This is a genomic window from Herminiimonas glaciei, assembly GCF_042664955.1.
Taxonomy (GTDB): Bacteria; Pseudomonadota; Gammaproteobacteria; order Burkholderiales; family Burkholderiaceae_D; genus Oxalicibacterium; species Oxalicibacterium glaciei.
Genome location: NZ_JBHTBU010000001.1, coordinates 61393 through 80190, shown reverse-complemented (window position 1 = coordinate 80190; position 18798 = coordinate 61393). Strand labels below are relative to the sequence as shown.

Below are 18798 nucleotides of genomic sequence, written 5' to 3'. Positions count from 1 at the left end.
CGATAATTTACGTAATGTCGGAAATTCGTCATTGAATCGCCCCGACTTTACTAGACACATCTGAGCCTATAAATTTATAGGTTATGGAGGTGTTATGAGTGCAAAGCGATATACAGAAGAATTCAAGATTGAAGCGGTCAAACAGGTCACTGAACGAAGACACGCTGTTGTCGATGTTTCAGCCCGACTCGGCGTTAGCGGCCATAGTCTTTATCAGAGGGTTAAGCAATATAGCTTGCCAGCTCCGCAACGCCATGCCATGAAAGACCAGCAGGTCGAACTTCGGCAGTTAAAAGCAGAGCCAAACGCGTCACCGAGGAGCGTGACCATTTAAAAAAGGCCGCCGCGTACTTTGCCAAGGAGTCCGGTTGAAGTACGCATTTATCAAAGCACATGCATCGAGCTATCCGGTACGTCGTCTCCGTAAAGTCATGGCCGTGCATCCAAGTGGGTATTATGCTTGGCAGCATTCTCCTGAAACGTCGCGTACGACTGAAGACAGACGGCTGCTAGACCACGTTAAATAATCCTGGCTGGAAAGCGGGTCTGTATATGGCTATCGCAAGGTGTGTGACGACCTGCGTGAATTGGGAGAAACATGTGGCAAGCATCGTATCTACCGCTTGATGTGCCAAGAGAAGCTACGTTCACAAACGGGCTATCACCGTCGACCTAAAGCACGTGGTGGCATGACGTCTGTCTTTGCACCAAATCATTTAAATCGGCAGTTCGATGTGGCAGAACCAAACCAGGTTTGGGTGACTGACATCACTTACATTCGCACGCATGAAGGCTGGTTGTTTCTGGCAGCAGTAATTGACCTGTTCTCTCGTCAAGTCATCGGCTGGTCGATGGGGCTACGGATGGGACGAGACTTCGCCTTGAATGCATTGTTGATGGCAGTGTGGCGCCGACAGCCAAAACAGACCGTGATGGTGCATTCAGACCAAGGGAGTCAATTCAGTAGCTATGATTGGCAGGGATTTCTCAAGGCGCACAATTTGCAGCAAAGTATGAGTCGTCGTGGGAACTGCCATGACGACGCAGTTGCTGAGAGTTTCTTCCAACTGTTGAAGCGAGAAAGAATCAAGCGCCGTGTGTATGCAACACGAGATGAGGCACGGTCAGATGTGTTTGATTACATTGAAATGTTTTACAACGTAAAACGACGTCATAATCATGCTGACCGGCTCTCGCCGGTCAATTATGAAAAGCAGTACTTCGAGAGGCTCGCAAGTGTCTAGAAAAGTCGGGGAGATTCAAGGATGCCTCCGCCGGCTCCCGTCAAGCCCATGACAAGCCCGACCGTCGCCCCTAAAACGAGACTAAATAGCATGGGTGTATTTATGCGGCTTTCTTGTGCGACCCGGCTGATACTCGCTCTAGGAGCTCGAATATGAGCATGCCGGCTATCATCGCAACGAAGAACAGCAGGGGCTTTGCGCCCCCTTGGGCAAGCGATACCAGGGCCGGCCCCGGGCAATATCCCGCCAAGCCCCAACCGACGCCAAAGGTCAAACTACCAAGCACAAGCCGCCGGTCAATTTTCGTGGCTGTCGGCAGACGCATTGCTTCGCCCAGCAGTGATTGCGGTCGCTTGGCTGCGAACGGGAATGCCAGCGAGCCGACTAGCAGTGCGCCCCCCATGACAAAGGCAAGTGACGGGTCCCAGTTTCCAGTCAGGTCTAGAAATCCAAGTACTTTGGATGGGTCTGCCATACCTGAAATAATCAGACCAAGACCGAATACCAAGCCGGCTAATAACGATATCAGCAATGTCATGTCATTCTCCTCAAGTAAACGCGTGACGAACGAGGTAGACAGTCACAAACCCTGCAAACATAAAGGCCAGAGTCGCCACCATCGAGCGCGGCGAGCGGCGAGACAGACCGCATATGCCATGTCCGCTGGTACAACCCGCACCATAACGGGTGCCAATGCCCACCAGCAGTCCGGCGACGATGAGAGCTGGCATGCTGGTATCGACGCTTACTTCAGGAAGCGGCATTGCTAAGCTATAGACAAGCGGTGCGCACACCATGCCGACGATGAATGCAAGGCGCCATCCGATGCCGCCGTTGAACGGTCTGAACAGTCCGCCCACAATTCCACTGATACCAGCGATTTTGCCGTTGAAGAATAGGAGCACCGTAGCCGATACACCAATCAACAAGCCGCCAACAAGTGAGGTCCATGGCGTGAAGTGAATCCAGTCAATCGTCATCTCGTTACTCCTTAGGGCAGTACAACTGATACAGCACTTGCAGTACGGCCAGCGCTTCCAGACTGGCGATGCTGTAGAAAATCTGCTTGCCTTCGCGACGCGTGTTAACCACCTTCTCTTCCCGCAACACGGTCAATTGCTGCGACAGCGTCGGTTGGAGAATACCGGTCATCGTTTCCAGCTCGCCGACGGAGTATTCTCCTTGCGTCATCTGGCATAGCAGCAGCAAGCGGTCAGGGTTGGCAAGAGTCTTCAGTAAGCCGCAGGCCTGTCCAGCAGCTGCCTGGAGTTTTACTAATTCAATTTGATTTGGATTGGTCATATGAAATCGGGTGAAGTAACGCTTTACACTAAAATCATATACTATCATAATATATTTAAATATATATTGTTTTCGAAAAAGCTACCGCCATTTTTCTTTTACCTAGTCAGGAGCCACTATGATTTTCAGACAACTCTACGAACCGCTGTCTAGCACTTATACCTACTTGCTCGGTGACGAACAAACCGGCCGCGCCATTCTCATCGACCCTGTTATTTCTACTATGGAGCGCGATTTAGCCGAAGTACGTCGCCTCGGCTTGAAACTCGCATACACAGTCGACACCCACATTCATGCGGACCACATCACCGGAGCGCTCGAGCTCAAGCGCGCAGTTGGCAGCAAGATTGCTACGCCGGCACATGACAACCTACCATGCACGGACATCGGCATCGAGGAAGGCAAACCGTTTCAGGTCGACGGCATCACACTACATCCACTCCATACTCCTGGTCATACCGAGGGGCATTGTTCCTACTTGTTTAACGACCGAGTCTTTACTGGGGATGCGTTGCTGATTGAAGGCTGCGGTCGCACTGACTTTCAGAATGGTGATGCCGACGCGCTGTATAAAAGCGTGAAGGAAAAGCTGTTTTCCTTGCCGGATGAGACGTTAGTATACCCAGCCCACGACTACAAGCAGCGCTTTGTGTCATCCATAGCACAGGAAAAAGCACGCAATCCGCGCTTGGGTGACGACAAGACACTCGAGGAGTTCAAGCACATTATGGCGAATTTGAATTTGCCATATCCAAAGTTCATTGACTATGCTGTCTTAGGCAATCAGAAATGCGGTGTTTGTCCGAGTGACCTACCAGAAAACTTGGAGCGCTATTGCCATCAAATGACGCGGAGCCCGCAAGGTTGATGAAGAAATGACGACTCCTTGGGATGTTCGCTTTTGGCCGATAGCTGCCACCTGCTTTCAACCCAGTGCAGACGTTCTCACAGTCATCAATAATATCAATCGATAAAAAATCTCAATCTCCGGAAAAAATACTTGAAGTAGGATTTGAAAAGCTCTCAAATCGCATCGATAATTCAGAGCGATTCATAGAGCCTCCTATCTAGAGTTTCAGAAGAATAATTTTTTACATCCAGCACATTCAGTTAAAACCACATACGCTGAAATATACGGTCTTTGTCGATAAAAAAATGCTTCAGTCCACCAAGAGCGTGCAGCGCAATCAGGGCAACTAATACCCAAGCAATTATCGAGTGTAGGCCGAAAAATGTCTCTGCGGTATCGTGATTAGGCGAAAACCAAGATGGCAATGGCGTCCCAAAAAATGTTATGCCTTTTTTACTATATGACGCTCCAACGAAACCAATGATAGGCATGGCTAGCATGCAGAGGTAAAGTGCCCATTCGGTAACGTGAATCAAAGTTACTTGCCATGCAGGAACGGTCATAGGCAACGCTGCGGGTTTATGTGTTGCACGCCAAATAATTCGTAAGACGACTAGGCCGAGAACCACAAGGCCAAACGACTTGTGGATATCGAAATACCATATGCTCCCCGGCTGTTCTTCGATAGCCATCATGTACCATCCGATACCGAGCTGAGCTGCAATCAAGATTGCAATTAGCCAATGTAATAACACGGCTGGTTTTGAATATCTCCATTCACCTCTTGCAGTTGCTGATTTAAATCCGTATGTACTCATCTTGAATTCCTTAATGACTCAAACCTCGTATGCGACAAATTGTTCAGGAAACGTTGTTATCCAGCCGTTCCAAACATTGAGCCTATTGCGGTTGCAGCGGCCATCGAAAGCGCGCTCCAAAATACGACTCGCACGACGCCCTTCCTGATGCTCGCCCCTCCCACCTTTGCAGCTAGCCCGCCTAAGAAAGCGAGAAACACTAAAGAACCGACCACGGTGTAAAGTATGAGGCTTTCGTGTGGAGCTAGTAAGACAACCATCATTGGCAAAGCAGCGCCTACAGCAAAGCTAAAGGCCGAGGCAAGGGCTGCTTGCAATGGCTTAGCGCTCATAGCATCGGTTAGCCCAAGCTCATCTCTTGCGTGCGCAGCTAACGCATCATGTCTCATAAGACCCTCAGCCACTTGCTTTGCCAGCGATTGGTTCAAACCCCGCGCGACGTAGATATCAGTTAGCTCTTTGTGCTCACCTTGAGGATTTTCATGCAGTTCGACACGTTCTTTCTCAAGCGCTGCCTGTTCAGTGTCAGCTTGGGACTGAACAGAGACGTATTCACCCGTGGCCATAGACATCGCACCAGCGACCAAGCCTGCAACACCTGCAATTAGAATTGCTTGATGAGTAGCATGCGCAGCAGCTACACCAAGAACGAGGCTTGACGTTGATACGATTCCATCATTAGCGCCTAATACCGCCGCGCGTAGCCAGCCAATACTATCCAATTTGTGTAACTCTAGATGTCGATTTCGCATAGAAAAACGTTAATCCGGTAATAGTTATGTTTCAATGATGCTACGCCTATCTGAACCTGTGATTTGGAGTTTACAAATTTAAATCAGGACAAGCTGAATGCCGTCTATCAATACTTCGACAGAAGATAGCGCTTGGATTGTGCTCGAAGCTCAAGTTACTCACGTATTCCAGATATTTTCTCGATAAGGACCGCTATTGGCCGTTAGAGGAGAAAGTGTTTTTGACTAAAAGTGGACATTATTTAACCGAAATAAAGCACGTTCAGAATGCCTGCTAATGCCAGAAAGCCAACCACAATCCATGGTGGCACTTTCCACACTGTTAAGAACAAAAAACCCGCTATCGCCAATGCGAAATCTCGCGGCGATAAAACAGCATTAACCCAAACAGGGTTGTTAAGTGCTGCAGCAAGAATCCCAACCACAGCAGCGTTCGCTCCGCTCATGGCAGCTCGAGCAATAGCACGGGTACGCAATGTGCTCCAAAATGGGAGCATACCATAAACCAACAAAATTCCCGGCAATAGTAATGCGACTAAGGCAATTATTGCTCCAACAAAACCGTTCGGTGCCGGTCCAACTAGGGCCCCAAGATAGGCAGCAAATGTAAATAGAGGTCCAGGTACAGCCTGCGCTATACCGTAACCAGCCAAGAAGGCCTCGTTCGTTACCCAACCTGGTGCAACCACCTCTGCCTGTAACAGCGGCAAGACGACATGCCCACCTCCAAATACAAACGCTCCCGAACGATAAAAAGCATCGAAAAGTGCTACTCCCTGGTTTTGCGTAGCAGCGACAGCAATGGGAAGCAGCAAGAGGAGGAGGACGAAAACAACAAGTGCCACTACGCCACCCCGTTTTGAAACGGGGAAATGCAAATCTCTACAATTAGAAGATGCTTGTCCTCTGCACAACCAGAGACCCGAAACTGCGCCAAGCAAGATAGCAGCAATCTGTCCATATGGTCCGACAAAAAGAATAACGATAGCTATTGCAGCAAGAGCAATAGCAGCACGTTCGCGGTCAGGTGTGAGCGTTCGTGCCATTCCCCAAATTGCCTGCGCCACCACGGCAACTGCAACTAACTTTAGCCCATGAAGAAAACCTTCCGCAACTGGCCCAGTGAATGACATCGCGCCAAAAGCAAAAAAAAACAATATCAAGGCAGAGGGCATAGTGAATGCAAGCCAAGCAGCGAAACCACCACATAGGCCATTGCCTCGCAATACGCCTAAAGCAAATCCGACTTGGCTAGAGGCTGGCCCCGGCAGAAACTGACAAAGCGCGACAAGGTCTGCATATGCAGATTCTGATAGCCAATTTCGTCTTACTACAAATTCGTCACGGAAGTAACCGAGATGTGCGATGGGACCACCGAAAGAAGTCAATCCCAATCGTAAAAATACCCAAAATATCACCCATGTACTTTCTCGGACAGGAACTTCATTCTTAGCTGATACTGTCATACCCTGTCTCGCAAAAAATTATCAACATACTATTTTTAATTTTCATTTCAAAGTTGAATAATGATTGTCCGCTTTGGGCCGATAAAGACCCCTGTTGACATGAACCAAGGCATGCGATTTGTGCAGCGTTAGCCGCCACAAACAAAGTTAGATTATTTGCTCGCCATGAACGAAGCTACGATTGCATTGGCGTGGCCATGTCCCAGCTGACACTCAGACTTAAGATAATTGACAAGCTCCATGTGCTTGAGCAGACCTGCTTCATTCAGTATATTCATGCAATGTGCGATAGGTTTACCTTATTTCTTTTCGATAGACGGGAAATAGGAAGCGGGTCCATTAACTGCTTCTTGATGGTTCATGCCTCTCCTTTATGGTTACTGCGCTAGCGAGGATTGTCTGAATGTTATGAGCACCAAGCTGCAAGTTTATTCGAAGTTTTTGGTCAGACTAAAGTCCGCTTCTGGCCGGTAGCAGACGTCGCCCTCCACCCGTAAGCGGACATAAGGAATTTACTTGTCTTAATATTAACTTATGTTAACTTATGCCGAAAAATATTAGTTATGTTTTCCAGCATAAGTTTCCATAAGTTTTGCAAATGTGAATGAAACGGCAAGTGTCATTGACCCAAATTATCGTATGGTTTCGCATTGTTTTCTGGTCGAAACAGGCCGGCACTCCATAATCCAAGGGTTAATATGCGAACCGGACACCAGCGGAGAGGGAATCCTTCAATGCAACGTCGCAAGTAGTCAGTGCAAACCACATTGAATCGCATGGCCCGTCCCCAATCTGCATAACCTTTAGTGTGTTGCATTCACCGATTGAAATCGCCGCCCTAAGCAACCATTGCGCCTTCCATAGAATCATCCCTATTCAATCATCCGATTCAGCGCGCACCAACCTATGGTCTAGGTTCTCTTGGCATAAATATCTGAAAATATAATTTTTATAGGCTCAGATGTGTCTATTAAAGCCGGGGCCATTCAGTCCTCCGAATGATTAACTATCGCAAATGCTTTGAATCTCTGTAACTTTTGAAATAAGTGCAATTTATCGTAAGCCTTAGCATGACTTCTATCAAGTAATGCCAGCGTCTGAACAGCTGACGTAACCATGTTTAACAAGTTTGCAACAAAAATGCCACAGTGAGCTAGAAACAGAACAAGAATGACTAATTCTGTTCAGTTTCATGTTTCAAACCTGACCCAATTTCGACATTAAATTATAAAAATAACAAAAGTAAAAAATTACCTTAATTTAGTTTGTTCTTGTAACTAATACTTTAAATCTAAACCAGTACCCGCAGACTTTTCTGCGTTGTAGATGAAGCTGTTAGTTCAGCTCCTGAATATTCAATATTGGAAGGCAATCTGCAAAATCTTCATGCATGCGTCGGACCGGTTGCATGTTTTCTGTATAGCCCGACAAGATTGAAGCTAACTGCGCGCCAATGGCAACCACCGCGTTTGAATTACGCACTCCTTCATATACCAGCTTGACTTGCCTACCCGTTGGTCACTCTTTTTATATAGTGGTTATTAATCTCATTAGGTAAGAACCAATTAAACATTACAAGACTCTTAAATAGTATGTGCGCAAACTACACTCCTACAAGAGCAGAACGGCTTGAAGCTTTGTTAGTGACTTCGGTCAACGAACCGTTTTCATTCAAGTACGAATGCTACCCAGGCAATCTAGCACCGTTAATTCGGAACGCCGAGGGACTGCCGGAAGATTCAGGATTTGAGCGCCAACTCGACTATGGGATGTTTGGAGTTGTTCCGCCATGGGCTGACCTTAAGCTAGCACGCTCAACATACAATGCTAGGACAGAAACGGTCGCGACCAAACCATCATTCCGCTCGGCTTGGAAACGACAACAATTTTGTGCCATACCTGTCGATAATTTTTTTGAACCAAACTACGAGTCTGGTAAGCCGGTTCGTTGGCAAATAGAACATGTAGATGGAAAGCCATTGTGCGTGGCAGGGCTTTGGGAATGGCGACCTAACGGAGGACCCGACGATAGGCCGCTGATTAGCTTTACGATGCTAACCATTAATGCAGATGACCACCCTCTTATGCGACGTTTTCACAAGCCGGGCGATGAAAAGCGCATGATTGTCTTGCTCGATTTTGACGAAGTCGATGCATGGCTGCAAAGCCCCCTTGAAAACGCTCCTGAATTTTTTAAGCAGTACGACGCTGAAAAACTGACCGCAGTCGCCGCACCAAAAGCCGCGCGCGCAAAGAAAACACCTGTCCAGAATGCAGAAGAGGCGTTTGAGGATAGATTCTTATTCTAAACAGCTCGCTATTTGCAGATAGCAATCTCGTTCCAATCCGTTGTGTAATGCGGGCTTTTATTGTCTGCTCGCATACCCCAGCTACGACGCGCACCATCGTTTGATATTTTCAGCATGCCACGACCATACTTGGCATTGATAGCATCCATTGTCGCCATCAATTCGGTATTGCCACTCTCATCCTGGCAAGCAAAAAGGTCGGTCTGAACAATATGGTCAGGACCTATCTCACCCAAGATGACGCCGGCTTTTTTGTATTCGTAGCCTTCTTTAAAAATACTCTTCAAACCCTCAGATGCATACCCAGCGATTTTCATCGAGTCTGCAGATGCGACCGGCAGTGGAATGGCGATGGTTGGATTGTATTGAGGACGGTCTTCTCTGAATCGGTCGGTCAAGATGAATACCTGAAGAAGGCCCGCTATAGACTTCTGCGCACGCAATTTGCCGGTAGCGTTTGTCACAAAATGGGTAATGGCGTCAGCCAAATCTTCTATCAGAACCACAGGATGTCCAAAAGAACGGCTGGAGACGATTTGCTGTTTCGCGCTACCGACTTCTTCTATTTCTATGCATTGCTCACCCCGCAATTCCCGAATCGTTTTCTCCATCACCACACCAAACATGGCCCGCATTGATGCGGTGTCTGCATCGCGTAGCTGAAGAACGGTATCAATACCAATGCTCTGTAGCTTTGTAGAGAGCTTGCGACCAATGCCCCACACGTCACCTACCTCTAAATGCGACAACACATTTTCCTGCTGAGCGGCGGTAAGGATGTTGTAATTAAAAACACCTTTCGATTTGGGATGCTTCTTTGCGACATTGTTAGCGAGCTTGGCTAACGTCTTGGATGGTCCGATGCCTACACAGACGACCAAACCAGTACATTTGTTGACTCGGGCTCGCATTGAATAAGCCCGTTCTCGGATATCAGTAAACCCTGTTAGGTCCAAAAAGCATTCATCAATGGAGTAGATTTCTTGGATGGGTGAATAGCCGCCCAAAATACTCATGAGCCGGTTGCTCATATCCGCGTACAAAGCGTAATTTGATGAGAAGGCAACGATGCCATGCTTTGCTGCTAATTTTTTCAACTCGAACCAAGGCACACCCATCTTGATGCCAAGCGCTTTTGCTTCCGCTGAGCGCGCCACAACGCAGCCATCGTTATTTGACAACACGACAATGACCTTGCGGTCGCGCTCTAGGTCGGGCCTGAATATCTGCTCGCAACGGCAATAGAAATTATTGGCATCAATGAGCGCAATATTGTTCTCATGCTTTTGCATTTCGCTTCTTTGACGGCTTGAAGTGAATACGAAAACTGGCGGTAACAACGCCCCAAATAAGTAGCTCCTGACCATCCTGCATTTCAATCGGTGGGAAGTCAGTATTTTCAGATAATAATTTAATGACCCGCCCACGCTTAAAAAGCCGCTTCACCGTGAACTCCCCATCTAATGCAGCAAGGACGATAAGCCCGTGCGCTGGGTCGACGGATTTATCAACAAGAATCACATCACCATCGTAAATGCCGGCACCGCGCATCGACTCACCTGCTACGCGAAAATGAAAAGTTGCATCGGGGTTAATAATGAGCAATTCAGCTAAATCGATACGCTTTTGCACATGGTCTGCAGCCGGACTGGGGAAGCCGGCTTGCACGGCATAGTCGAATAAAGCAACTGTGACCGAATTAATGGGGAGTGGTAAAGGTGGACGCGATTCCATAGCATTTTTAACTGTAAATATATACAGTATTATGAACCACGGTTCTTACAATGAAAAGCGGCAATAATCCTCTAGCCATCTTTTGACGTTAGCAAATTTAGCTTGTTAAGTGAGTGTGGTTAGCAAAATAAGGTTGTCAAAATTTGGTTCTTTTACCGATAACTCTACTTAACTCGTTGATTTTACGTATCTCGAGTTAGCAGGTTCAAGTTGTTCCCACACTTACGAACGTAAGGCCGGCGTTTGGCTCAATAAAAGCGGGAAATTGCTGATTAATAGCAAGCAGTTGTGGACTGCCGAAGGCGACATTCTCGAACACGGCATTCACGATGGTCGAATTTATTCGGCTAGCGGAAGTGTTGGATTTGATATGACAACGCCTAAAGCCACGAATGACGATGTCCAAAAAGTGCTCAATGCATTTGGCGGTATCAATTGGCGCCAAGAGCTAGGGGCGGAATTATTGCTTGGATGGATTGGGGTGGCCACGATGGCGGTTGTATTTCGCCGACGCCCACACATGCTCTTAACGGGCGGTGCAGGTATCGGAAAATCGACCGTTTTAGAAATGGCGAAATGGCTGCTGGGTCCCATGGCTTTTTCATGCACAGGGCCACAAACAATGGCAGCATTTTATCAAGCGCTTGGTGGCACTTCACGTGCAGTAATCTTGGACGAGTTTGAAGCAGACCCGTCCAGGCGCCATGCGCAAGACACCCTGGAAATTGCCCGGATGTCTTATAGCTTGCAGGAAGGCGATGAAGGTATTGTTCGCGGCACCCAAAATGGAGCTGCCAAAAGCTATGCATTTTATTCGCCGTTTCTGGCGGCAGGCATTAGTCCGGGAAAGATGCAACCCGCGGACCTCACCCGCTGGGTTGTTCTGGAGGCATTGTCTCGCAAGGGTGATGCTCCACAACTGAACGAAAGCGAGGCTAGAGAAATCGGCCCTCGTCTTGCGCGTCTTTTTGTTTCACGCTGGAATATGTTTCAGGCATCAGAAAAGGTTGTACGCGAGTGCATCCTGGCTGCTGGTGGTGACGGTCGCATGGCCGATACTGTTGGCACGTTGTTGGCGTCTTACTGGACATTTGCGTCAAACCGGCCAGCAACGGCTGACGATGCAAATGTGCTCGTTGAAATGCTCAATATCAAAGCACGCATTGAGCTCCATTCGGAGACTGATGAAAAACGATGCCTGGATTCGTTGATGTCCAAGGTTATGCCCTTCAAAATGATAGAGGGGCAGTATCTGGTTACACGCCCAATGTCGATTGCTCAAGCAATTGAAAAAGTGTGTGAGGACCCGACGGGTAATCTTGAAATCACATCACGACTGTCGCAACTAGGCATGCGTGTGGTGCAGCAAAACGGCAAATGGCGTTTCATTATCGCCAATAGCCCAGAGCACCAAGAACTTCGTCGGCTTTTCAGTGGAACCAAATGGTCTACTGGAGGATGGGCAGTCGTTTTGCGACGTCTGCCTGGTGGTGAGGAAAGCACCCAACGAATAGGCGCAGGTTTTGGCGCCGCGAAAGTAACGGTTTTTGATGTGCCGGCAGACCTTTTGCCGGCAAATGATGAGGGTGAAGATTTGTTAGCTGCGTAAGCAGTTGGTTCGGCGCGGGTTCTTCGGAATCCGCGCCATTTTTTTACCTGTTACCTTTGTTACCTTGTTACCTGATATCCGGAGCAAATAGAACGTTTAAATTTGTTGTGAAGACGGTTTGCTCCAGCGTTCAATTAAACCGGGAACGCTGACTCCCTTCTGGTACTTTGAGTGATATTTTGCAAGCATTCGGTTGATGGCAAGCCTGCTTGGCACATACCATGCAGCAAACGCTTCAAATATTCCCGGTGCCAACCAGGCCGTCGGTGGATATTCGGCAGCCTGCACCTCCTGACGTAGCCGCCCCATGAATTCCACAAATTGTTCTGGTGACTCACCTGCATCATGAGAAACTTCACACCAGATGGACAAGCCGTCCGGCCAATTATCTTCAAGGCATGCACGAAGTAACAGAAGCTGCACGAGCTGTGACTCGCTCGTGAACATCAGTTTTCCAGGATAGGTTGCCAAAGGAATTAAGTACGGGTCGTTTGCCCCATTGTAGGCATCCCATGCTCCATACATCAATGAAGCAAGCCGCAACCATTCTTGTGCATCAAGACCACCTACACTTTCACCAGCCTGTGCGATGTTGATAATTTCCTCAAACGTCAACGTGCCCTTGGCACGATTGACCCGCTGCGTGAACATTGCAAGATTCGCAACCGCATATGTGCCCTCGTTTATCAGCCGGTCAACAGAAGCGTTTGTAGGATGTTGGCCTGCGAATGAAAACGGTTTCAACGAAACAAGGCAATAGTCACCCGTTATGGTACGCAGTACCTGGCTCGTTACTGCACTATCTACCAAATAACCTCGTTTGATAGCATTCAAACGAAGGCCAAACCGCTTCTTTTCGAAGTAATCATGAATCGCTATCTTCGAGCCACTGTAGCTTTTGTACGCGTCAATGAATGCCGCTGGCGCACGCATATCCTGCCGCAAATTAGCAGCAGCGTATTCACGTCCTAATGCAGCGGCTTCATCATTGATGCATAAATTGTTACTTGAGAATGCGCTCTTTTGGATTTCCAACATTTTTCTGATTAAAATTATTTCAAAGGGAAGATTATGCATTTGTTCGAGATGTAGCGCCTCTTCTCAAACTCACATCCGGAAACACGGTAGAAGGCATGTCTTGGATATGAAATCCAAAGTCCCGCACGCTTAACTTGTCTAAAGTAGTGCCGCGTATTCCATGCGTAAAATCAGCAGAGGGTTTCTGGGCATTCAGCAAAGCCGGTCGTTCATTAGCCGAACTACACTTGAACTATGAAACAGTAGCCATGTACCCAGCGACTGTTATCCCCGAATCACCTTCAAGCACATCCCTACTTTCCGAACAAAATTTCAACTCGTGCAATTGATATAGCTTTCTGGTTTATACGATTTCTTCTATCTGATGATTTTTATCCTGTAGCTATACAACTTTGAGACTCATTTCAAGGGTCTACAAAGAGGAAATATGCAATCAGCAAAAAATAGGTCAGGGAATTCAGGCATTTATCTAGCGCGTTTAATGTCGCCAGAGGAAGTAACGGAGGCAACGGGGGTAACACAAATACCCAGTGAAATTAGAAATGGTTGGGCGCTGTGTGGGGACATGCCTGAAGGTTTATGGAAAGTGATGCAAAACCAGACGGAACGGATTGGATTTCGTGTAAGCGCTTTTACGACACCAAATAGTAGGGGGTATGCAATATTCACCGTTCAGATTCGCGACTATCAAATTAGATTTTTGCTTCAGATGGGTTGGCTGAAACACACGCAATTTTTTGAGACGGGCGCACGTGATGGCATTTATGTTTCCCTAGGACGCGATGGTGGAGACCATGCTCTGGTGCAAAAATTTCATATCCAACAGCATGAGTTGGAACCGCTTTCAGCAATGTCGAAACTGTGTCTTACCTCAGATTTAAACACTGAGTTACCAGAATTGAAATTAGCAACGCAAGGGGCATTTGCTACAGATACCATTCCAAGCGCCATGCCAGGACAATGGGTTAAACATGTGACGTTGAATGTAGTTTTGCCGTGACACAAACAGCATTAAGTTTCGGGGGTTTTTGAAAGGAAAAAATGAAAGAATTAAAACTTTTAGCAAATCATAGGTATCTTCTTAAATACGAGAAATCTCAAAAAAATCTAGCAATTATTGAAGCAAAATCAATTCTTCAAGCAAAAGCTAGGGCACTGCAGTTATCGGAGACAACAAACTTGATTGAAAAAAATGAAAAGATTGAAGTTGTGGAAGTCAGTACAGCTATGCAACTGCCTACTTTTCTTGATGCTTATTTTATTTTGTTTAATGAATCTGCCATTTCAACTAAACATTAAATTTTGATTCAGGCCCGCTTCGGCGGGCCTTTTCTTGCTTTTTTGTTTTGGACATAACTCTTATCCAAGGGTAGGAGTAAAAGGGTGGAAGGTGGAGAAGTTTCGTGCAGGACAAAACACTCCCCTACAAAAGTAGGTTCTTCGTGTTTAATCCTTGCTATGGAAGTATGGAGCCAGCCATCGCTTGGACATCTGAGTCGTGCAAATACGCTCAGACACAGACAGACTTAAAGAAGATATGCCTTCCCCCGCTCCCCCTCTATCTGCAACACCCAGGGTCACGTCCAGAGCACCCGCTTGACGTGTAAATTTCGTTGGCCGCGGTGGTCGTGTATCCCCCCTCCTCCAACAAAAAGTATATACAAAGCTGTTTATACCTTTGAATAAAAAAGACGAGCTCAAGGCTCGCCTTTTCAAATCAAAAACACTATCTGCCAGTATTAAGGCTGCTTTTTTCAGCAGTCTCATTTTTATGATGTATATCAGCAGCACATTTCAGCCAGCGCAACATCGTTGGCAGTTCATCTAATCTCAGTACATCATGTCCTGTAACCTCACCGTAAAACATGACCATCGCTTGCTTTGCTTCAAAGGGAAGTTGATGCAAATTGCACGGTAATATTTGGCGCATTTGTGGGTCATCTTGAAGCTGACGTAATCCTCGCTCGATAATTTCCTCTTTACTCTCTCTGCGATTAGCGAAATCAGATAACGGTATAGAACCGCAAATCAGCTTCACGACAATCGTCGGAACCCCCAAATACTTGCCGCAGGCTTCTGCCATATTTTGACTAATCTGAGCAGGCTTACGTATACCTGTTCGGAGTTGATTGATATATCCATACGTGACGCCTAGTTCACGCGACATGGTTTTAAAGTCGTGCTCTCTGCGACGTGCCTCATCAAATAACCAGCCAATAAGAGGGCCGCCCTCGGCACTATACAAACCCTGTAAACGCTCCTTTTCTTGCTTTCTGAGTTCTATTTGGTTCAAAACTTCACCAGCTCCCTCAGATTTTTTAGCGTCGTTCTTGGTCGTCTGCAGCTCATCTATTTTTCTCATAATTTCCTAAATTTATATGTGCCGTGCATGTGCACGTACTTCTTATAGCAACTGCATTTTCATTTTCGAAAATCATTTTGAAAAAGAAGTTGCTATACGTTTTTGTAGTGGCACTTAGGACATTTTTTTACAGAGAGGAAATACATGAAAAAGGGACACCCCTTGTTTGGCGTTATTGATTTACTCGCCGACATCGCTGCTGCACACCCCATCAACGAAAATAAGGATTCTGCATGCAACAAGGAGCATTCTACGGGCGGTACTCAACGGATGAGCAAAAGCCAACATCAATCGAAGACCAGCTCAGGCGGGCGCGTGAATTTGCGCAAAAAATAGGTATTTCGATTCCTGACAACTTGGTATTTGCAGATGAAGCAACAACCGGCTCTGCGAAAGGCCTCGCAAAAAGAGCCGGTTATAAACGCTTGTTAGCTGCATGGGAAAAGAAGGAATTTGATGTTCTCATCGTCGACGAGTTATGTCGATTAGCCAGGGACCCGATTGAGCTTGCAACAATTCAAGTTCGAATTGAGAAAACAAAGATTCGACTGATTTGCGCAGATGGTCTCGATACCTCAAAGAGCGGCTGGCAATTGCAATTTGGTTTCAGCAGTGTCATGGCCGCCCATTTTGTTCGGGAAACAGGGCATCGTGTCACACGTGCCATGATTGGACAATTGGAGCGCGGCTTTATGATTGCGGCACCGCCGTTTGGCTACAACTCTGTACGTGAAACTGAAGAGGGAACTCTTTGGGAAATCGACAAAGAAAAGGCAAACTATGTTCGTGACATATATGAGCGGAGATTCAAGGGAGCGTCTTTTGCGACCATTGCCAGGCATCTCAATGAGGAAGGCCTACCTACCCCACGCAAGCCAAGGTTAAGTCAAATTTCATACTGGCGTCCGGCAACGGTTCGCCAAATGTTACAGAACACAATCTATAGAGGATTATTTGTTTGGAACGGAAGCGCATTTTCCAAAGCGAAGGAAAAGCGCGGTGAAACGACCTTAGAACCGAAGCCTTACCCAAGGCCTAATCTACGCATCGTTGACGACGATATCTGGTTTGCTTGCAACAAACCTATGTCCGGATGGCGCACTCCACGAGGCGGAGACAAACATGTATTCGCCGGATTAGTATCGTGTGGCACGTGCGATGCGAACCTAACAGTGAGTACCGGTGGGTCAGTGAAGTCATTGTATTGTGCACAGTGTGCTCAAGCAAAGAAATTAGGCGTACCCAACCGGGTTGGAAATTATGTTTCGACCAACGGCGTCCAAGAAGTATTGATTCAGGCATTAGAAAAAATGTTTTCTGATGATGCTAAATCTGCGTTTCGCGAAGAGCTTAGAAACCGTTTGGAAGGTGGGCAAGAGCTTCGCATCAAAATGCTAAAGGAAGCCGTTCAACAGAAAGAAAGGCAAGCAAGCCGCTTGGTTCGATTGCTGTCATCTGCTGAAACTGAAGACAAAGTAGTTGAAGATGAGTACAAGCAAGTGCTAGCTGAACGTCGACGCTTGAGTGAAGAATTAGCTCAAGCAGAAACACTCTGGTCAAACACGGACGCACAATCTATCGAGCGGCAGTTGAAAATAGACCCGCTTATACTCATTCCGAAATTGTTTTCAGGAGATGCTCCGGCAGAGAAGGTTCGTGCAGCATTACGTAGGCTATTTCCGAAGATTGTGCTTCTGGGTAAACCGAGTCACTATTGTTCCGAGTTCAAAATTGACATTGCACCAGGAGTAGCTCTAGCCGATTGGTCAAAAACAAACGTCATGTATGACGGCACTACAACTTTGTACTACCGCGTTACAACTGGAGCAAAGCGGCCAAGCATTTGGCAAATTGAAGAAATAAAAGGCATTAATTGATTTCAGGGCGACTCATTGAGTCGCCCTTCTTTTTCCTGTTACGTGGTGGCTATTGTCGGTTCAAAGTCACATTACTATGGCTTGCTATTGTTTCTTAGATGACATCTAAGATGAGCAGTCGCGAGGCCGACTTTCGCTGCTAATATATAAAATCGTTGAAAAATTTTCGAATAATTCAATTAGTAGGAATTAGTAAAAAATTTACTAATTCCTACTAAACCAAAATGAACGAACAACTACTCTCCTTAGAACTCTCTCCCGCAGCAATGAAGCAGTACATCAATGCACGGCAAGTGTTTACCGCGTTCGAACAAGCCTTAATCCCGGGTAGCAGGCTCGCGGCTAACCTTGAAGGGCTTCGAGAAGCGCTAATCCTGCAGGAAAAACTCAATGTCGTATATCAAGTAGGTAATGTCGATTTGAAGACAATGGGCCTGCTGTGCCAACAAGACATGAAAGAAGCGGTTGTCGTCGGTGACGGCGCGCTGTATGCGTACGCTGCAGCAGCTGGTATTCGTCTTGAGCGCGATACGCTGAAGAGCACTGCAAAGATGATACATAACTACCCTACCCAACCTTATGAAGCCATCGTGATTGGAATAGATGGGCGAATGGCACGTATGCGCGCCATGCAGCCTTCTGACTATGCGAAGACAGATAACCTGATGGCCGATGTAGTCCAGCTCATGATAGACGACTACAGACTTTATCCGCCAGATGATGAGGACGAATAAAATAAGAGCCCTGTCGGGCTCTTATAAGGTATTGGTTTAAGAATACTGAAGGCTAGTTTTACTAAACCACTTCGTTATCAAAGTGGTTGAGGCATGCAGTTGGCGTATCGTCCAGCGAGCATCAATATCTCTTTTTGCAACGGTTGCACTCCGCTCAGAACGGCGGCATGCATAGCGCTCATTACGGCGAGCCCATTCGAATTTCTCACAATATTTTCGATGAGTGCTATGGGATAGCCCTCTTTATGCCTTTTAAGCGGATGAATTCCAGCATGTGCATAGGAATTAAGTGCTTTCCAAGAGTTTTCTTTGAATCTACTTAATGCTTCGTAAGCCTGAGGTGGAGCTTTCTTCTCAAGGAAAGTCATCATCTCGTAGGCCAGAGGTAGATTTTTAGCCCCCTGCTCTGTCTCAACCGTCAGTTCTGCATCGAGCTTTCCAAGATGTTCCTCAGACGCAGCGTAAAGAATCCATATCGCACGAAGTAATGCTTCGAACTGGGCTCGGTGAATTACCACTCCTGAAGGCAACATTCCTGATTGAAGGAGGTTTCGGCACGCGCCCCAATGTTCCAGCGACATTGAACAAGATACATCGCTTAACAACTGTCTTGGCGAAGTGTCGAACAGTGGCAGGTCAATCAATGAGCGTAATTGTTCTGCGAATTTTTCAGTATCTTCAAATAGTTCGAGATTCATTACGT

At 46.9% G+C, this 18798-nt stretch carries 20 protein-coding genes and 2 pseudogenes; 9 read left to right on the top strand and 13 right to left on the bottom strand.

What is annotated here, in order from left to right:
- Positions 1 to 94 precede the first annotated feature (94 nt).
- Positions 95 to 1244, top strand: a pseudogene (locus tag ACFQPC_RS00380) (IS3 family transposase).
- A 100-nt stretch (positions 1245 to 1344) separates the two neighbouring features.
- Here ACFQPC_RS00380 and ACFQPC_RS00375 read toward each other — a convergent pair.
- From ACFQPC_RS00375 to ACFQPC_RS00365, 3 genes are read right to left on the bottom strand one after another with little or no spacing between them, the layout of a single operon-like run.
- On the bottom strand, positions 1345 to 1782 hold the full coding sequence (locus ACFQPC_RS00375; protein ID WP_382269693.1) for a YeeE/YedE family protein: 438 nt from the start codon (positions 1780 to 1782) through the stop codon (positions 1345 to 1347).
- A 10-nt stretch (positions 1783 to 1792) separates the two neighbouring features.
- Complete coding sequence (locus ACFQPC_RS00370; protein WP_382269692.1) at positions 1793 to 2224, bottom strand: YeeE/YedE family protein; 432 nt, start codon at positions 2222 to 2224, stop codon at positions 1793 to 1795.
- A gap of 4 nt (positions 2225 to 2228) precedes the next feature.
- The gene (locus ACFQPC_RS00365) at positions 2229 to 2546 is read right to left on the bottom strand and encodes a metalloregulator ArsR/SmtB family transcription factor (RefSeq protein ID WP_382269691.1); all 318 of its coding nucleotides are present in this window, start codon (positions 2544 to 2546) and stop codon (positions 2229 to 2231) included.
- A gap of 118 nt (positions 2547 to 2664) precedes the next feature.
- On the opposite strand from ACFQPC_RS00365, the gene ACFQPC_RS00360 reads away from it, so the two are divergent.
- Positions 2665 to 3414 carry an MBL fold metallo-hydrolase gene (locus ACFQPC_RS00360; RefSeq protein WP_382269690.1) on the top strand — a complete coding sequence of 250 codons (750 nt, stop codon included), beginning with the start codon at positions 2665 to 2667 and terminating at the stop codon, positions 3412 to 3414.
- A 242-nt stretch (positions 3415 to 3656) separates the two neighbouring features.
- On the opposite strand, the gene ACFQPC_RS00355 is transcribed toward ACFQPC_RS00360, so the two are convergent.
- The 5 genes and pseudogenes from ACFQPC_RS00355 to ACFQPC_RS00335 all read right to left on the bottom strand — a co-directional run.
- On the bottom strand, positions 3657 to 4214 hold the full coding sequence (locus ACFQPC_RS00355; RefSeq protein ID WP_382269689.1) for a cytochrome b: 558 nt from the start codon (positions 4212 to 4214) through the stop codon (positions 3657 to 3659).
- A gap of 56 nt (positions 4215 to 4270) precedes the next feature.
- Complete coding sequence (locus ACFQPC_RS00350; RefSeq protein WP_382269688.1) at positions 4271 to 4966, bottom strand: VIT1/CCC1 transporter family protein; 696 nt, start codon at positions 4964 to 4966, stop codon at positions 4271 to 4273.
- A 242-nt stretch (positions 4967 to 5208) separates the two neighbouring features.
- Positions 5209 to 6432, bottom strand: coding sequence for a chromate efflux transporter (gene chrA / locus ACFQPC_RS00345; protein WP_382269687.1), 1224 nt, complete (start codon positions 6430 to 6432; stop codon positions 5209 to 5211).
- 152 nt (positions 6433 to 6584) lie between these two features.
- Positions 6585 to 6722, bottom strand: coding sequence for a DUF4287 domain-containing protein (locus ACFQPC_RS00340; protein WP_465261801.1), 138 nt, complete (start codon positions 6720 to 6722; stop codon positions 6585 to 6587).
- A 1045-nt stretch (positions 6723 to 7767) separates the two neighbouring features.
- Positions 7768 to 7932 (bottom strand): annotated as a pseudogene (locus ACFQPC_RS00335) (DUF6988 family protein); the annotation flags it as partial.
- A gap of 92 nt (positions 7933 to 8024) precedes the next feature.
- On the opposite strand from ACFQPC_RS00335, the gene ACFQPC_RS00330 reads away from it, so the two are divergent.
- Positions 8025 to 8741, top strand: coding sequence for an SOS response-associated peptidase (locus ACFQPC_RS00330; protein ID WP_382269686.1), 717 nt, complete (start codon positions 8025 to 8027; stop codon positions 8739 to 8741).
- Between the two features lie 8 nt (positions 8742 to 8749).
- Here ACFQPC_RS00330 and ACFQPC_RS00325 read toward each other — a convergent pair whose 3' ends face one another.
- On the bottom strand, positions 8750 to 10033 hold the full coding sequence (locus tag ACFQPC_RS00325; protein ID WP_382269685.1) for a Y-family DNA polymerase: 1284 nt from the start codon (positions 10031 to 10033) through the stop codon (positions 8750 to 8752).
- Positions 10020 to 10475: a LexA family protein gene (locus ACFQPC_RS00320; RefSeq protein WP_382269684.1), complete on the bottom strand. Its 456-nt coding sequence runs from the start codon at positions 10473 to 10475 to the stop codon at positions 10020 to 10022. The genes ACFQPC_RS00325 and ACFQPC_RS00320 overlap by 14 nt, the downstream gene beginning before the upstream one ends.
- 265 nt (positions 10476 to 10740) lie before the next feature.
- Between ACFQPC_RS00320 and ACFQPC_RS00315 the strand changes: the two genes are divergently transcribed.
- Positions 10741 to 12084: a hypothetical protein gene (locus tag ACFQPC_RS00315; protein ID WP_382269683.1), complete on the top strand. Its 1344-nt coding sequence runs from the start codon at positions 10741 to 10743 to the stop codon at positions 12082 to 12084.
- Between the two features lie 96 nt (positions 12085 to 12180).
- On the opposite strand, the gene ACFQPC_RS00310 is transcribed toward ACFQPC_RS00315, so the two are convergent.
- The gene (locus tag ACFQPC_RS00310; RefSeq protein WP_382269682.1) at positions 12181 to 13161 is read right to left on the bottom strand and encodes a hypothetical protein; all 981 of its coding nucleotides are present in this window, start codon (positions 13159 to 13161) and stop codon (positions 12181 to 12183) included.
- 95 nt (positions 13162 to 13256) lie between these two features.
- On the opposite strand from ACFQPC_RS00310, the gene ACFQPC_RS00305 reads away from it, so the two are divergent.
- The 3 genes from ACFQPC_RS00305 (at position 13257) to ACFQPC_RS00295 (ending at position 14421) form a co-directional block, all read left to right on the top strand.
- Positions 13257 to 13451: a type ISP restriction/modification enzyme gene (locus ACFQPC_RS00305; RefSeq protein WP_382269681.1), complete on the top strand. Its 195-nt coding sequence runs from the start codon at positions 13257 to 13259 to the stop codon at positions 13449 to 13451.
- A 98-nt stretch (positions 13452 to 13549) separates the two neighbouring features.
- Entirely contained in the window at positions 13550 to 14122 is a 573-nt protein-coding gene (locus tag ACFQPC_RS00300) for a hypothetical protein (protein ID WP_382269680.1), read from the top strand.
- Positions 14123 to 14163: 41 nt separating this feature from the next.
- Positions 14164 to 14421 carry a hypothetical protein gene (locus ACFQPC_RS00295; RefSeq protein ID WP_382269679.1) on the top strand — a complete coding sequence of 86 codons (258 nt, stop codon included), beginning with the start codon at positions 14164 to 14166 and terminating at the stop codon, positions 14419 to 14421.
- 427 nt (positions 14422 to 14848) lie between these two features.
- Here the strand turns inward: ACFQPC_RS00295 and ACFQPC_RS00290 are convergent, their stop codons facing one another.
- Positions 14849 to 15484: a hypothetical protein gene (locus ACFQPC_RS00290; RefSeq protein ID WP_382269678.1), complete on the bottom strand. Its 636-nt coding sequence runs from the start codon at positions 15482 to 15484 to the stop codon at positions 14849 to 14851.
- A 233-nt stretch (positions 15485 to 15717) separates the two neighbouring features.
- Between ACFQPC_RS00290 and ACFQPC_RS00285 the strand changes: the two genes are divergently transcribed.
- The gene (locus tag ACFQPC_RS00285; RefSeq protein ID WP_382269677.1) at positions 15718 to 17361 is read left to right on the top strand and encodes a recombinase family protein; all 1644 of its coding nucleotides are present in this window, start codon (positions 15718 to 15720) and stop codon (positions 17359 to 17361) included.
- A 224-nt stretch (positions 17362 to 17585) separates the two neighbouring features.
- On the top strand, positions 17586 to 18095 hold the full coding sequence (locus ACFQPC_RS00280; RefSeq protein ID WP_382269676.1) for a hypothetical protein: 510 nt from the start codon (positions 17586 to 17588) through the stop codon (positions 18093 to 18095).
- Positions 18096 to 18172: 77 nt separating this feature from the next.
- On the opposite strand, the gene ACFQPC_RS00275 is transcribed toward ACFQPC_RS00280, so the two are convergent.
- Positions 18173 to 18793 (bottom strand): DUF6988 family protein, encoded by a 621-nt coding sequence (locus tag ACFQPC_RS00275; RefSeq protein WP_382269675.1) that lies wholly within the window; start codon positions 18791 to 18793, stop codon positions 18173 to 18175.
- Positions 18794 to 18798 lie beyond the last annotated feature (5 nt).

Excerpts from the sequence above, each read along its gene's own strand:
- ACFQPC_RS00375 (WP_382269693.1), bottom strand. The coding sequence starts at position 1,782 with ATGACATTGCTGATATCGTTATTAGCCGGCTTGGTATTCGGTCTTGGT.
- ACFQPC_RS00370 (WP_382269692.1), bottom strand. The coding sequence starts at position 2,224 with ATGACGATTGACTGGATTCACTTCACGCCATGGACCTCACTTGTTGGC.
- ACFQPC_RS00365 (WP_382269691.1), bottom strand. The coding sequence starts at position 2,546 with ATGACCAATCCAAATCAAATTGAATTAGTAAAACTCCAGGCAGCTGCT.
- ACFQPC_RS00360 (WP_382269690.1), top strand. The coding sequence starts at position 2,665 with ATGATTTTCAGACAACTCTACGAACCGCTGTCTAGCACTTATACCTAC.
- ACFQPC_RS00355 (WP_382269689.1), bottom strand. The coding sequence starts at position 4,214 with ATGAGTACATACGGATTTAAATCAGCAACTGCAAGAGGTGAATGGAGA.
- ACFQPC_RS00350 (WP_382269688.1), bottom strand. The coding sequence starts at position 4,966 with ATGCGAAATCGACATCTAGAGTTACACAAATTGGATAGTATTGGCTGG.
- chrA (WP_382269687.1), bottom strand. The coding sequence starts at position 6,432 with ATGACAGTATCAGCTAAGAATGAAGTTCCTGTCCGAGAAAGTACATGG.
- ACFQPC_RS00330 (WP_382269686.1), top strand. The coding sequence starts at position 8,025 with ATGTGCGCAAACTACACTCCTACAAGAGCAGAACGGCTTGAAGCTTTG.
- ACFQPC_RS00325 (WP_382269685.1), bottom strand. The coding sequence starts at position 10,033 with ATGCAAAAGCATGAGAACAATATTGCGCTCATTGATGCCAATAATTTC.
- ACFQPC_RS00320 (WP_382269684.1), bottom strand. The coding sequence starts at position 10,475 with ATGGAATCGCGTCCACCTTTACCACTCCCCATTAATTCGGTCACAGTT.
- ACFQPC_RS00310 (WP_382269682.1), bottom strand. The coding sequence starts at position 13,161 with ATGCATAATCTTCCCTTTGAAATAATTTTAATCAGAAAAATGTTGGAA.
- ACFQPC_RS00300 (WP_382269680.1), top strand. The coding sequence starts at position 13,550 with ATGCAATCAGCAAAAAATAGGTCAGGGAATTCAGGCATTTATCTAGCG.
- ACFQPC_RS00295 (WP_382269679.1), top strand. The coding sequence starts at position 14,164 with ATGAAAGAATTAAAACTTTTAGCAAATCATAGGTATCTTCTTAAATAC.
- ACFQPC_RS00290 (WP_382269678.1), bottom strand. The coding sequence starts at position 15,484 with ATGAGAAAAATAGATGAGCTGCAGACGACCAAGAACGACGCTAAAAAA.
- ACFQPC_RS00285 (WP_382269677.1), top strand. The coding sequence starts at position 15,718 with ATGCAACAAGGAGCATTCTACGGGCGGTACTCAACGGATGAGCAAAAG.
- ACFQPC_RS00280 (WP_382269676.1), top strand. The coding sequence starts at position 17,586 with ATGAACGAACAACTACTCTCCTTAGAACTCTCTCCCGCAGCAATGAAG.
- ACFQPC_RS00275 (WP_382269675.1), bottom strand. The coding sequence starts at position 18,793 with ATGAATCTCGAACTATTTGAAGATACTGAAAAATTCGCAGAACAATTA.